Genomic DNA, 12894 nt, shown 5'->3' on the forward strand with positions numbered 1-12894 from the left:
GAACTGATCCCGATCACATTTCTTTACCTTGATTATTACTCTCAGGCTAATGATTCCGCTCTACGCTTAATTGATGCCTTTCTCACCAGCGCGCACACTTTACTCAACGTTAAGCAAATCAGAATGATGTGCTGAATCAGGAGGTTAATAATGTTATCTGGGCAAACACCCACCCGGCAATGGAACACCCGACGCAGCGAGAAAGCGCGTCGTCTGGCGTCCGTACCGGTGCAGGGCAAGGTACTGCCAACCGGCGATCTTGTCGCCATGCTGGAAAAACTGATCGCACCAGGCGACAAAGTCGTTCTGGAAGGCAACAACCAGAAGCAGGCAGATTTCCTTTCCCGTTCACTGGCCGAAGTGAACCCGCAAATCGTGCACGACCTGCATATGATCATGCCGAGCGTGGGCCGCAGCGAACATCTGGATATCTTTGAGAAAGGCATCGCCCGCAAGCTGGACTTCTCTTTCTCGGGCACGCAGAGCCTGCGCATCTCGCAGCTGCTGGAAGATGGCCAGCTCGAAATCGGGGCGATTCACACCTACATCGAACTCTACTCACGTTTATACGTCGACCTTTCGCCAAACGTGGCGCTGATTGCCGGGTTTAAAGCAGACCGCAAAGGCAACCTCTACACCGGGGCAAGTACTGAAGATACCCCGGCGCTGGTGGAAGCCGCCGCATTCCACGACGGCATCGTCATCGCACAGGTGAACGAGCTGGTGGACGATGAGTGCGACCTGCCGCGTGTGGATATTCCAGGCTCGTGGATCGATTACGTGGTGGTGGCCGACAAGCCGTTCTTTATCGAACCGCTGTTTACCCGCGACCCGCGCCTGATCAAACAGGAACATATCCTGATGGCGATGATGGCGATTAAAGGCATCTACGCGGAACACCAGGTGCAGTCCCTGAACCATGGGATTGGCTTTAACACTGCCGCCATTGAGCTGCTGCTGCCAACCTACGGCGAACAGCTCGGACTCAAAGGCAAAATCTGTAAACACTGGACGCTGAACCCGCATCCAACGCTGATCCCCGCCATTGAGAGCGGCTGGGTGGAGAGCGTTCACTGCTTCGGTGGCGAGCTGGGGATGGAAGAGTACATCCGCGCCCGCCCGGACGTGTTCTTTACCGGCGCCGACGGCTCCATGCGCTCTAACCGCGCCTTCTGCCAGCTGGCAGGTCAGTACGCGGTCGATATGTTTATCGGCTCTACGCTACAGGTTGATGGTTACGCTAACTCCTCAACCGTGACCCGCGGCCGTCTCTCCGGCTTCGGCGGCGCGCCAAACATGGGCCACGATCCGCACGGTCGTCGCCACGCCACACCGGCCTGGCTGAACATGATCACCGAGCCTGACCCAATGCAGCGCGGTAAAAAGCTGGTTGTGCAGATGGTGGAAACCTTCCAGGCGGGCGTGAAGCCAACCTTCGTGGAAAAACTCGACGCCGTTGACGTGGCGAAAGCCTCCGGTATGCCGCTGGCACCGGTCATGATTTACGGTGATGACGTCACCCACGTGCTGACGGAAGAGGGCATTGCTTACCTCTACCGGGCGAAAGATCTGGAAGAGCGTCGCGCCATGGTCGCTGCCGTGGCGGGTATCACTGATATCGGTCTGGGCGTGGACGCCAGACGCGTGGCGGAACTGCGTCAGAGCGGCAAGGTTGTTTATCCGGAAGATATGGGCATTCGCCGTACCGACGCCACCCGCTCTCTGCTGGCTGCGGGCAGCGTGGCTGACCTCGTTGAGTGGTCCGGTGGTCTGTATAACCCACCTGCGAAATTCCGGAGCTGGTAATGAAACTTCTGCCCCAGATTCAGGTTGAAGGCGGTGCCGAATGGCTGGCGCGAACCGCCACGCAGTGTCTGATTGACGAAGCACGTTTAAGCCCGAAGCCCGGTCTGGTGGACAGCCGGGGGAACGGCGCGCACCACGATTTATCGCTTGCGCTGATGGAGCGCTCCGCTCACAGCCTGACCCCCACGTTTCAGGCGCTGGCGCAACAGAGCTGGCAGCGTCCGGCGGATATTGCCCTCCGGCAAACCGTTGGCCGCCTGGGTCGCGAAGGTGAAAGGCAGATGATGGCCGCTACCGACGGCGTGAATACGCACCGTGGCGCGATCTGGGCGCTGGGACTGCTGGTCAGCGCGGTGGCGATGCTGGGTGGCGATGCCCGGGCGCAAACCGTCGCGAACACCGCCGCTCAGCTGGCGAAACTGCCGGATGACGCGGCGCCGAAAGTGTTCAGCAAGGGGTTACGCGTTACGCACCGCTACCGTGTGCCGGGCGCGCGCGAAGAGGCTCAGCAGGCGTTTCCGCACATCATGCAGCGCGCGCTGCCGCAGCTTCGCCTCAGCCGTCTCAACGGCAGCAGTGAAACGCAGGCCAGACTCGACGCGCTGATGGCGATCATGACTTCGCTCACCGACACCTGCGTGCTGTCGCGCGCGGGCATGGAGGGGCTGGACGCCATGCAGAGCGGCGCCCGGGCGGTACTGAACGCCGGAGGATGCGCAACGCTCGCGGGGCAGCAGGCGCTGGCGCGGTTAGACCGTCAGATGCTGACGCTTAACGCTTCGCCGGGCGGAGCCGCAGACCTGCTTGCCGCCACGCTGTTTCTTGACCGCGTCGAAACGCCTTATTCAAAGCATTAAGAGGATGTTATGGAAAAAATCACATTGACCGTGCCCGCCAGCCGCGAAGTCAGCGGCAGAGCGCTGGCAGGGGTAGTCGGTTCCGGGGATATGGAGGTGCTTTTCACCGCCGAACCGGGCCAGACCTTAACCATTGATATCACCACCTCCGTCGACAACAGTCGTGGGCGCTGGGAGGCGTTGTTCAACCGCCTGCAAACCGTCAGCAGCCTGCCCGCAGGTAAGCTGACCATCCACGACTTCGGCGCGACGCCGGGCGTGGCACGCATTCGTATCGAACAGGTTTTTGAAGGGGTGAACTATGCGTGATGACAGCAGCTTTATCGAATTAAAAGCGCGCCAGCGTGCGCAGGCGCTGCTCGACGACGGCAGCTACCGCGAACTGCTGGATCCGTTTGAAGGCATTATCTCTCCGTGGCTTGGGCCACAGGGGATTGTTCCTCAGGCCGATGACGGCATGGTGGTCGCGAAAGGGACCATCAACGGCCAGCCTGCGGTGGTGGTGGCGATTGAAGGCACCTTCCAGGGCGGCAGCATGGGCGAAGTGTCCGGTGCCAAAATGGCGGCGGCGCTGGAGCTGGCGGCAGAAGATAACCGCAACGGTATTCCGACGCAGGCGGTGCTGTGCCTCGAAACCGGCGGCGTCCGTTTGCAGGAAGCCAACCTTGGCCTGGCGGCGATTGCCGATATCCACGCCGCGATTGTCGACCTGCGCCGCTATACCCCGGTCGTCGGGATTGTCGCCGGGACCGTGGGCTGCTTCGGCGGGATGTCCATCGCCGCGGCGCTGTGCAGCTATCTGATTGTAACCCGCGAAGCGCGGCTCGGCCTCAACGGTCCGCAGGTTATCGAGCAGGAAGCGGGCATTGAAGAGTACGACTCCCGCGACCGTCCGTTTATCTGGAGCATGACCGGCGGCGAAGTGCGCTATGAGAGCGGGCTGGTGGACGCGCTGGTGGGCGACGGCGTGAACGCGGTGAAAGCCGCGATGAACGACGCCATCGCCAAAGGCGTACCGGCGAAACATCGCACCGATAATTACGACGATTACCTGAACCGTCTGACGAATTTCGACACCCGCAAACAGGCCGATGCCGAACAGATTAAAGCGCTTTTTGCCCGGGAGGTGAAATGATGAGTAACGCAATGAGCCGTGGCGAACGCTGGCTGGAAACCCTCGCGCCGAACGCCAAACGTATTGAGGGGTTATGCCCGTCCGTGCAGGCCGCAGACGGCGAGCTGAACGGTGAAACGGTGCGCTTTGTCGCCGTGGTGCCGGACGCCAACAACCACTTCCCGCGCGCGGCGCAAGGGGAAGTGGGGCTGCTGGAAGGCTGGACACTGGCAAAAGTGGTCAGCGAAACCGTCGCCGCTGACGCCGATAAAGCCGTGAAGCGCCCGATTGTGGCGGTGATCGACGTCCCGAGCCAGGCCTATGGCCGCCGCGAAGAGGCGTTTGGTATCCACCAGGCGCTGGCCGGAGCCGCTGCCGCTTACGCCAACGCGCGTCTGGCGGGGCATCCGGTGATTGGTCTTATCGTCGGTAAGGCCATGTCCGGCGCGTTTCTGGCCCACGGCTACCAGGCTAACCGTCTGATTGCCTTCAACGATAAAGGCGTGCTGATCCATGCCATGGGCAAAGAGTCTGCGGCGCGCATTACGCTGCGTACCGTTGAGGCGCTGGAAAAACTGGCTGCCACTATTCCGCCTATGGCGTACGACATCAGCAACTACGCCACCCTGGGGCTGCTTTCCGACCTGCTGGACATCAGCAATCCGGATGCCCCTTCCGAAAGCGATCTGACGCGGGTGAAAACCACCCTGCAACAGGCCATCAGTGACGCTCGTCAGGACTCCACGTTGAAAAACCGTCTGGGTGCTGACAACCGCCGCAGCTCGGCGCTCGTACGTGAACGTATGCGAGCCAGCTGGTAAGTAAAAAGAGACCTGCCAGAGGCATTACCCCGTGGGCGCGCCCGTTGCGTCCACGCGGGGATCTGCATCCTGAAAATAATAAACATCGCGCCAGTGCTTAAACTTTTTTACTACAGGTGATTTATGACTTACGTAATTGTTCATGCTCTTGCACCGATTTTCGTCATCATGCTGCTGGGATTCTGGGCCGGTAAGGCAAAGATGGTCGATAACAAAAATGTTTCCCTGCTGAATATCTTCGTCATGGATTTTGCCCTTCCGGCCGCGCTGTTCAGCGCCACCGTGCAAACCCCGTGGACCGGCATTGTGGCGCAGTCGCCGCTGATCCTGGTTCTCACCCTGGCGATGTGGATCACCTATGCGGTCATCTACTTCCTTGCGACAAAAGTGTTTAAAAAATCCCCGCAGGATGCGGCCGTGCTGACCTTGACCGTCGCGCTGCCAAACTATGCGGCGCTTGGCCTGCCGATTCTGGGCAGCGTACTGGGGGAAGGACCTTCGACCTCACTGTCCGTGGCGGTCTCCATCGCCTGTGGTTCAGTGTTGATGACCCCGTTCTGTCTGCTGATCCTGGAGCGTGAGAAAGCCCGCGCCGAAGGCAACAACTCCGGTTCAACGCTTTCCATGCTGCCGGTGCTGATGTGGCGTTCCATTAAGAAGCCGATCGTGATGGGCCCGCTGCTGGGTGTGATCCTGTCCGCTATCGGCATCAAAATGCCGGAGCTGGTACTGGCGGCGATTAAACCGCTGGGACTGTCTGCGACCGCTGCGGCGCTGTTCCTGACCGGGGTGATCCTCTCCGAGCGTAAACTTCAGATCAACACCATGGTGATCACTTCTACTATCGCCAAGCTGCTGATCCAGCCAGCGATTGCCTGGGGTATCGTTTTAATCTTCGGTCTGCACGGCTCCGTGGCGATCACCGCCATCCTGATGATTGCGCTGTCCGCGGGCTTCTTCGGCGTGGTGTTCGGTAACCGCTTTGGCGTGCAGTCGCCGGATGCTGAAGCCGTGCTGCTGTTAAGCTCCGTACTGTGTATCCTGTCGCTGCCGCTGTTTATCTCGCTGACTTCAGGAATGTAATCATGACTACAACATTACGCCCCCACGACCTCATCTGGCTTACCGCGCGCGACGCGCTGGAAGGCATCACCGAATCCTGGGTGGATGCGGCCTGGCATACCGGGCTGCCGGTGGTGGTGCGGCGTGATGTTGATATTGAAGGCCGTATTCCCGTTGGCGTGCGCGGATTGCGCCGCGACCAGCGGGCGGCCGGATGGGTGAAGCCTGAGAACGTGTTGCGCGTGGTATCGCCCGAAGATTTGAGCGTTGCCGCCGATCTGCTGCGTTCACCGTTTGTCACCCAGCCGCCGGTACAGGTGGCGCTTCAGCTTGCTCAGCAGTCGTGGCCGTGGACGTGGGGGATAACCGGTAGTACGGGTTACGCGCTGGCGACCGGCATTCCGGTGATCCACGCCGACAGCGATCTCGATCTGCTGATCCGCGCCCCGCGCGCCGTTTCCCCTGACGCGTTTACTGGCTGGCAGGTTCAGCTCAGCCGCGCGTTGTGCCGGGCGGATACGCAGGTGGATACGCCCGAGGGCGGATTCGCGCTGGCGGAATGGTTGCGCGACGGCAAAACGCTGCTAAAAACGCAATGTGGACCGCGCCTGGTGGCGGATCCATGGCACAGGGAGGAGTAATGAAAATACTGTTTACCTTTCCGGGGCAGGGCACACAGCATGAAGGTATGCTGCAAAACCTGCCGGGAACGGAGCTGGAGCAGGCCCGTGCTGTGCTGGGGGCGGAAGTCGATACCCTGGACAGCGAAGGCGCGTTAACCCACACCCGCGCGGTTCAGCTTTCGCTGCTGATTGCCGGTGTGGCCTGGGCGCGTGAGCTGGAACGTCGCGGCGTGTCGCCGGATATCGTCAGCGGGCTGTCCATTGGCGCTTATCCTGCGGCGGTTATCGCCGGTGCGCTGGAGTTTACGGACGCGCTGAAGCTGGTGGCGCTGCGCGGCGATCTGATGGAGCAGGCGTATCCCCACGGCTACGGCCTGACGGCGATAATGGGGTTGACCCTGCCGCAGGTGGAAAACCTGATTCAGGGGACCGGAACCTATATCGCTAACCTGAATGCCGAAACGCAGATCGTGATTGCCGGAGCCGATGACGGCATGGCGCAGGTGGCGGAGCGCGCGCTGGCAAAGGGCGCAAGCAAGGCTAAGCGGCTGGCGGTGAGCGTGCCATCGCACTGTGCGCTGCTGGCGGAACCGGCGAAAAAGCTGGCCGCAGCGTTTGAATCGGTCACGCTTTCACGCCCCCGTTGCGCGTACCTGAGCGGCAGCACCGGGCGTGTGCTCTGGCAGCCGGAGAAAATTGCCGACGACCTGGCGATGAACATGGCGCGTACGGTGCGCTGGCAGGAGGCAGTGATTTCTGCCAATGAACGCGAAGCGCGGCTGGCGATTGAGATGCCGCCGGGAGGCATATTGACCTGCCTGACGCGGCAGGCGGCGTGGGAAGGCGAATCCATTTCGCTGGAGCGCAGCGGAGTGGACGTGGCGGTGCATCTGGCGGGTCGGCTTCGTGCGTAATTTTTTGCCCGGTGGCGGCTGCGCCTTACCGGGCCTACGGGTTCGATTGCTTTGTAGGCCGGGTAAGACGCAACGCGTCGCCACCCGGCAAGACCTCAGGCTCCGTCCTGCAAACTTCTGGCATACATCCGCCCTTCCGCGGCCAATGCCCGCAGGCTCGGATCCTGCTCGCGGTTGCGGGCAAAGACGATCGCAATCAGCTGCTGCATCTGGTACGGCTGTGCCAGCTTCAGAAGTTGCACCGAATTTTCGTATACCTTCTTCATCCTGCCTGGCATCAACGTAAACCCGACCCCCGCCTGCACCAGGCTCAGCATCGAGAAAATATCATTTACCCGCGTCACAATCTCCGGCTCGAAACCGGCGATATGAAATGCTTCCTGAAACCCGGCGTAAGTGGCAAACCCTTCCGCGAGGGCGACAAACTTCTGATCTTTATAGTCACGCAGATCGGCGGGGCCGCTGGTATTCAGCGTGGCAGAGGCCGGTGCGGCAAGGAAAATATCGTCATGGAACAGGGGCAGCACTTCGAGGCTGTTACGGTCGATATCGCTTTCGGAGATAGAGATTAAAATCGCATCCAGCGACCCCTCATCCAGCATATGGAGCAGGGTTTCGTTCGAACCCATTGTCAGATCCATCTCCAGATCCGGACGGCGTAGCTTCATGCCCATTATCAGGCGCGGCACGGTCTCCAGCGTCAGCGAGTAGAGCGTGCCGACGCGCAATCGCCCCTGGCCGATACCGGCGATTTTGCGCGACTCTTCCAGCCCGCGCTCCATCACCTGCATCACCTCCTGACAATACTCCAGCAGCGTCCACGCGGAGGGGAGGGCAATCAGGTTACGCCCTTTGTGAGTAAAGAGCGGACAGCGGACGTTCTCTTCGAGGGTGTGCAGCGCGCGGTGTACGCTGACACCGCTCAGGCCGAGTGTTTCGGCGGTACGTGCGATATTGCCCTTCTCCATGAACGTCATGAAGATACTGAGCTTACGGAATGTAATCTCGCTCGTGGTATCGAAACCCATAACCCTCCCGGCGTGTTAGTCGGCTTGCAGCATCGCTTCCAGCTGTTCCTGCGCGTCCAGCCATGCTATTTCGCACGCTTCGAGGCTGGATTTGGTTTTCGCCTGGGTTTGCAGACAGTCCGTCAGTTCGGCTTTGCGGCTCTGATCGTACAGTTCGCTGTCGCCCAGCTTCTCTTCCACGGCGGCAAGCGTGGCGTTGAGCTTTTCCATCTCTTTTTCGAGACGGACAATCTCTTTACGCAGCGGCTGCGTCTGGGTGCGCAGTTCCGCTTCACGGCGCTTCTGGTCTTTACGCGCCTGGGCACTGTTGGCGTTGTCCTTCGCTGACTCTTCCGGCTGGTTTTCCTGCTTCTGCACGTCCGTCAGCCACTGCTGGTAATCTTCCAGGTCGCCGTCGAACGGCTCCACTTTGCCGCCGTGCACCAGGTAGAGATCGTCCGTGGTGGAGCGGATCAGGTGGCGATCGTGCGAAACGACAACCAGCGCGCCTTCGAACTCAATCAGCGCTTCGGTCAGCGCCTGACGCATGTCGAGATCGAGGTGGTTGGTCGGTTCATCGAGCAGCAGCAGGTTGGGCCGTTGCCAGACGATCAGCGCCAGCACCAGACGGGCTTTTTCGCCGCCGGAGAAGCGCTCGGTGTTTTCTGTCACCTTATCGCCCTGGAAGCCGAAGCCGCCGAGATAATCACGCAGCTTTTGCTCCATTTCCTGCGGCGCCAGACGCGCCAGATGCTGGATTGGCGATTCATCCGCACGTAAAAATTCCAGCTGATGCTGGGCGAAGTAGCCAAGCTTGATGCCTTTCGCCAGGCCGATTTCGCCGCTGACCGGGTTAAGCTCGCCCGCCAGCAGCTTGATCAGCGTCGATTTACCGGCGCCGTTACGCCCCAGCAGACCAATGCGAGAACCCGGCACCAGGTTGAGCTTGATAGAGTCGAGAATAATGCGATCGCCATAGCCCGCGCTCACTTTTTCCATTTTCAGCAGCGGGTTCGGCAGGCTCTCCGGCTCGCGGAAGCTGAAGTGGAACGGGTTATCCACGTGCGCGGGGGCGATCATCTCCATGCGTTCCAGCATCTTGATGCGGCTCTGGGCCTGCTTGGCTTTTGACGCCTTGGCCTTGAAGCGATCGACAAAGCTTTGCAGGTGCGCCACGCGCTGCTGCTGGCTTTCATACATCGCCTGTTGCTGGGCAAGACGCGTCGCGCGCTGGCGCTCGAAGGAGCTGTAGTTGCCGGTGTACTCGAACATGCTTTGCTGTTCGATATGAATGATTTTATCCACCACCGGATCGAGGAAGTCGCGGTCGTGGGAGATGAGAATCAGAGTGCCCTGATAGCTCTTGAGCCACTTCTCCAGCCAAATAACCGCATCAAGATCGAGGTGGTTGGTCGGTTCATCGAGCAGCAAAAGGTCGGAGCGGCAGATCAGCGCCTGCGCCAGGTTGAGGCGCATACGCCAGCCGCCCGAGAAGTCGCTGACCGGGCGTTCAAGCTGTTCGTTGCTGAAGCCCAGACCGTGCAGCAGGCTGGAGGCGCGGGAGCGGATGGTCCAGGCATCGATAGCGTCCAGCTTGCCGTGGATCGTGGCAATAGCATGACCGTCGTTGCGCTCGTTGGCGGCGTTGAGTTCCGCTTCGAGCTTGCGGTATTCGCGATCGCCGTCGATAACATAGTCGAGCGCGGGTTCGCTCAGCGCGGGGGTCTCCTGGTTCACCCAGGCGAGCTGCCAGTTGCCCGGGAAAGTAAAGTTCCCGCCATCCGCGCTTATCTCGTTTTTCAGCAGCGCCAGCAGGGTGGATTTACCGCAGCCGTTTTTGCCGACCAGCCCCACTTTCTGGCCCGGGTTGATGGTAGCAGTCGCGTTATCGAGCAGGACGCGCACGCCGCGACGAATTTGTAACGAGGAGAAAACAATCATAGAAGCGCCGTATGTTCCGACTATGTTAATTTGTCATTATGATAATGTAAGGTGTGGGCCATTTTCCCCACCGGGCCGCCATGGTAGCCCAAAACGACAACAATACACAAAAACAGAACCGGGAGGGGAGTGATGTCTCAGACAGCGAAAGTGCTGCTGCTGTATGCCCATCCGGAATCACAGGACTCGGTGGCGAACCGGGTGCTGCTTAAGCCGGCTACACAGCTCAGTAACGTAACGGTGCACGATCTCTACGCGCACTACCCCGATTTCTTTATCGATATTCCTTACGAGCAGGAACTGCTGCGTCAGCACGACGTGATCGTGTTCCAGCATCCGCTTTATACCTACAGCTGTCCGGCGCTGCTGAAAGAGTGGCTGGACCGCGTGCTGAGCCGGGGCTTCTCCAGCGGGGTGGGGGGCAACCAACTGGCGGGAAAGTACTGGCGGAGTGTCATTACCACCGGTGAGCCGGAAAGTGCCTACCGTCACGACGGGCTGAACCGCTACCCCATGAGCGATATCCTGCGACCGTTTGAGCTGACGGCGGCGATGTGCCGCATGCACTGGATGAGCCCGATAATTGTCTACTGGGCGCGGCGGCAGGATCCGAAAGCGCTGGCGAGCCATGCCAGAGCCTATGGCGAATGGCTGGCGTCACCGATTCCGGCGGGAGGACGCTAATGGACGGTTCGAATTTACTCCTTGCCGGGGTACTGTTTTTGTTTGCCGCTGTCGTCGCGGTTCCGCTTGCCGCGCGTCTCGGTATCGGCGCGGTGCTGGGCTATTTGCTGGCCGGGATAGCCATTGGCCCCTGGGGACTGGGGTTTATCAGCGATGTGGATGAGATCCTCCACTTCTCTGAACTGGGCGTGGTGTTCCTGATGTTCATCATTGGCCTTGAGCTGAATCCCTCCAAACTGTGGCAACTGCGGCAATCTATTTTTGGCGTCGGGGCGGCGCAGGTATTGCTCAGCGCGGCTATTCTCGCGGGTCTGCTGATGTTGACGCAGTTTTCCTGGCAGGCCGCGGTGATCGGCGGGATAGGTCTTGCGATGTCGTCGACGGCGATGGCGCTACAGCTGATGCGCGACAAAGGGATGAACCGCAACGAGGCGGGGCAGCTGGGCTTTTCGGTACTGCTGTTCCAGGATTTAGCGGTGATCCCGGCGCTGGCGCTGGTGCCGCTGCTGGCAGGCTCTGGGGACGATCATTTCGACTGGATGAAGATCTCCATGAAGGTGCTGGCCTTCGCGGGGATGCTGATTGGCGGACGGTTTTTGCTGCGTCCGGTGTTCCGCTTTATTGCGGCATCCGGCGTGCGCGAGGTATTCACTGCCGCAACGCTTCTGCTGGTGCTTGGCTCAGCGCTGTTTATGGGTGCGCTGGGGCTGTCGATGGCGCTCGGGACGTTTATCGCCGGGGTGCTGCTTGCGGAAAGCGAGTATCGCCACGAGCTGGAAACCGCCATCGATCCGTTTAAGGGGCTGCTGTTAGGGCTGTTCTTTATCTCGGTGGGCATGGCGCTTAATCTTGGCGTGCTCTATACCCATCTGCTGTGGGTTATTGCGAGTGTCGCCGTGCTGGTGGCAGTGAAATCGCTGGTGCTGTATCTCCTCGCGAGAATTTACGGGCTGCGCAGCTCGGAAAGAATGCAATTTTCCACTGTGTTAAGCCAGGGCGGAGAATTTGCGTTTGTGCTGTTTTCCACTGCGTCGTCTCAGAAACTGTTCAAAGATGACCAGATGGCGCTGCTGCTGGTGACGGTCACGCTGTCGATGATGACCACACCGCTGCTGATGAAGCTGGTGGACAAACTGCTGTCGCGCCGCCTCAATCCCGCGGACGATGAAGGCGAAGCGCCGTGGGTGGAAGATGATAAACCGCAGGTGATCGTCGTGGGCTTTGGCCGCTTCGGGCAGGTGATTGGTCGCCTGTTGATGGCAAATAAAATGCGCATCACGGTGCTGGAGCGCGATATCAGCGCCGTCAACCTGATGCGCAAATATGGTTATAAGGTCTACTACGGTGATGCGACGCAGCTTGAGCTGTTGCGCTCGGCGGGCGCAGAGGCTGCGGAGTCTATCGTTATCACCTGTAACGATCCGGAAGACACAATGAAGCTGGTGGAGCTGTGCCAGCAGCATTTCCCACATCTGCATATTCTGGCGCGTGCGCGCGGACGTGTTGAAGCTCACGAACTTTTGCAGGCGGGTGTGAAACACTTCTCCCGCGAAACCTTCTCCAGCGCGCTGGAGTTGGGACGCAAGGCGCTGGTTTCGCTGGGCATGCATCCTCACCAGGCGCAACGCGCCCAGATGCATTTCCGTCGGCTGGATATGCGAATGCTGCGCGAGCTGATGCCCGTGCATAGCGACACGGCGCAGATCTCCCGCGTACGGGAAGCGCGTCGCGAACTGGAGGAGATCTTCCAGCGTGAGATGCAACAGGAACGACGCCAGCTCGACGGCTGGGATGAATTTGAATAAAGGGTAACGAAAGATGGCTGTACGTAAACGCTTTATCGCGGGCGCAAAATGCCCTTCCTGCCAGGCGCAAGATACGCTGGCCATGTGGCGTGAGAATAATATCGATATCGTTGAATGTGTTAAGTGCGGTCACCAGATGCGTGAGGCTGACAAAGAAGCTCGCGATCACGTTCGCAAAGAAGAGCAAGTGATCGGCATTTTTCATCCAGACTAGCGATATGCTCTGAGTTTTTTTAAGCTTAAGGGTACACGGGTGCAGA

General features: G+C 59.7%; 13 protein-coding genes. 11 read left to right on the plus strand and 2 right to left on the minus strand.

The window, feature by feature from the left end:
- Positions 1-150 precede the first annotated feature (150 nt).
- The 8 genes from mdcA to mdcH all read left to right on the plus strand — a co-directional run bounded on the left by mdcA (position 151) and on the right by mdcH (position 7197).
- The gene (gene mdcA, locus BH712_RS19615) at positions 151-1806 is read left to right on the plus strand and encodes a malonate decarboxylase subunit alpha (RefSeq protein WP_006812210.1); all 1656 of its coding nucleotides are present in this window, start codon (positions 151-153) and stop codon (positions 1804-1806) included.
- On the plus strand, positions 1806-2663 hold the full coding sequence (locus tag BH712_RS19620; protein WP_006812209.1) for a triphosphoribosyl-dephospho-CoA synthase: 858 nt from the start codon (positions 1806-1808) through the stop codon (positions 2661-2663). The genes mdcA and BH712_RS19620 overlap by 1 nt, the downstream gene beginning before the upstream one ends.
- 9 nt (positions 2664-2672) lie before the next feature.
- The gene (mdcC, locus tag BH712_RS19625; protein WP_006812208.1) at positions 2673-2972 is read left to right on the plus strand and encodes a malonate decarboxylase acyl carrier protein; all 300 of its coding nucleotides are present in this window, start codon (positions 2673-2675) and stop codon (positions 2970-2972) included.
- Positions 2965-3798, plus strand: a complete 834-nt coding sequence (locus tag BH712_RS19630; protein ID WP_001204087.1) for a biotin-independent malonate decarboxylase subunit beta — start codon at positions 2965-2967, stop codon at positions 3796-3798. Before mdcC ends, BH712_RS19630 begins: the two co-directional genes overlap by 8 nt.
- Positions 3798-4598 carry a biotin-independent malonate decarboxylase subunit gamma gene (gene mdcE, locus BH712_RS19635; protein WP_032674081.1) on the plus strand — a complete coding sequence of 267 codons (801 nt, stop codon included), beginning with the start codon at positions 3798-3800 and terminating at the stop codon, positions 4596-4598. Before BH712_RS19630 ends, mdcE begins: the two co-directional genes overlap by 1 nt.
- A gap of 123 nt (positions 4599-4721) precedes the next feature.
- Entirely contained in the window at positions 4722-5681 is a 960-nt protein-coding gene (locus tag BH712_RS19640; protein ID WP_006812205.1) for an AEC family transporter, read from the plus strand.
- Positions 5682-5683: 2 nt separating this feature from the next.
- Positions 5684-6301: a malonate decarboxylase holo-ACP synthase gene (locus BH712_RS19645; protein ID WP_006812204.1), complete on the plus strand. Its 618-nt coding sequence runs from the start codon at positions 5684-5686 to the stop codon at positions 6299-6301.
- On the plus strand, positions 6301-7197 hold the full coding sequence (gene mdcH / locus BH712_RS19650; RefSeq protein WP_006812203.1) for a malonate decarboxylase subunit epsilon: 897 nt from the start codon (positions 6301-6303) through the stop codon (positions 7195-7197). The genes BH712_RS19645 and mdcH overlap by 1 nt, the downstream gene beginning before the upstream one ends.
- Positions 7198-7292: 95 nt before the next feature.
- Here the strand turns inward: mdcH and BH712_RS19655 are convergent, their stop codons facing one another.
- Both BH712_RS19655 and BH712_RS19660 read right to left on the minus strand, forming a co-directional pair.
- Positions 7293-8225 (minus strand): LysR substrate-binding domain-containing protein, encoded by a 933-nt coding sequence (locus tag BH712_RS19655; RefSeq protein WP_006812202.1) that lies wholly within the window; start codon positions 8223-8225, stop codon positions 7293-7295.
- Between the two features lie 15 nt (positions 8226-8240).
- Positions 8241-10145, minus strand: coding sequence for an ABC transporter ATP-binding protein (locus BH712_RS19660; RefSeq protein ID WP_006812201.1), 1905 nt, complete (start codon positions 10143-10145; stop codon positions 8241-8243).
- Positions 10146-10277: 132 nt separating this feature from the next.
- On the opposite strand from BH712_RS19660, the gene kefG reads away from it, so the two are divergent.
- Genes kefG through BH712_RS19680 form a run of 3 tightly spaced genes read left to right on the plus strand, consistent with a single transcriptional unit; the run spans position 10278 to position 12848 of the window.
- Positions 10278-10829 (plus strand): glutathione-regulated potassium-efflux system ancillary protein KefG, encoded by a 552-nt coding sequence (kefG, locus tag BH712_RS19670; RefSeq protein ID WP_006812200.1) that lies wholly within the window; start codon positions 10278-10280, stop codon positions 10827-10829.
- Positions 10829-12634: a glutathione-regulated potassium-efflux system protein KefB gene (kefB, locus tag BH712_RS19675; RefSeq protein WP_006812199.1), complete on the plus strand. Its 1806-nt coding sequence runs from the start codon at positions 10829-10831 to the stop codon at positions 12632-12634. Before kefG ends, kefB begins: the two co-directional genes overlap by 1 nt.
- Positions 12635-12647: 13 nt before the next feature.
- Positions 12648-12848, plus strand: coding sequence for a YheV family putative zinc ribbon protein (locus BH712_RS19680; RefSeq protein WP_003861689.1), 201 nt, complete (start codon positions 12648-12650; stop codon positions 12846-12848).
- The last annotated feature ends 46 nt before the right edge of the window (positions 12849-12894 follow it).

Source organism: Enterobacter hormaechei ATCC 49162 (assembly GCF_001875655.1).
GTDB lineage: Bacteria > Pseudomonadota > Gammaproteobacteria > Enterobacterales > Enterobacteriaceae > Enterobacter > Enterobacter hormaechei.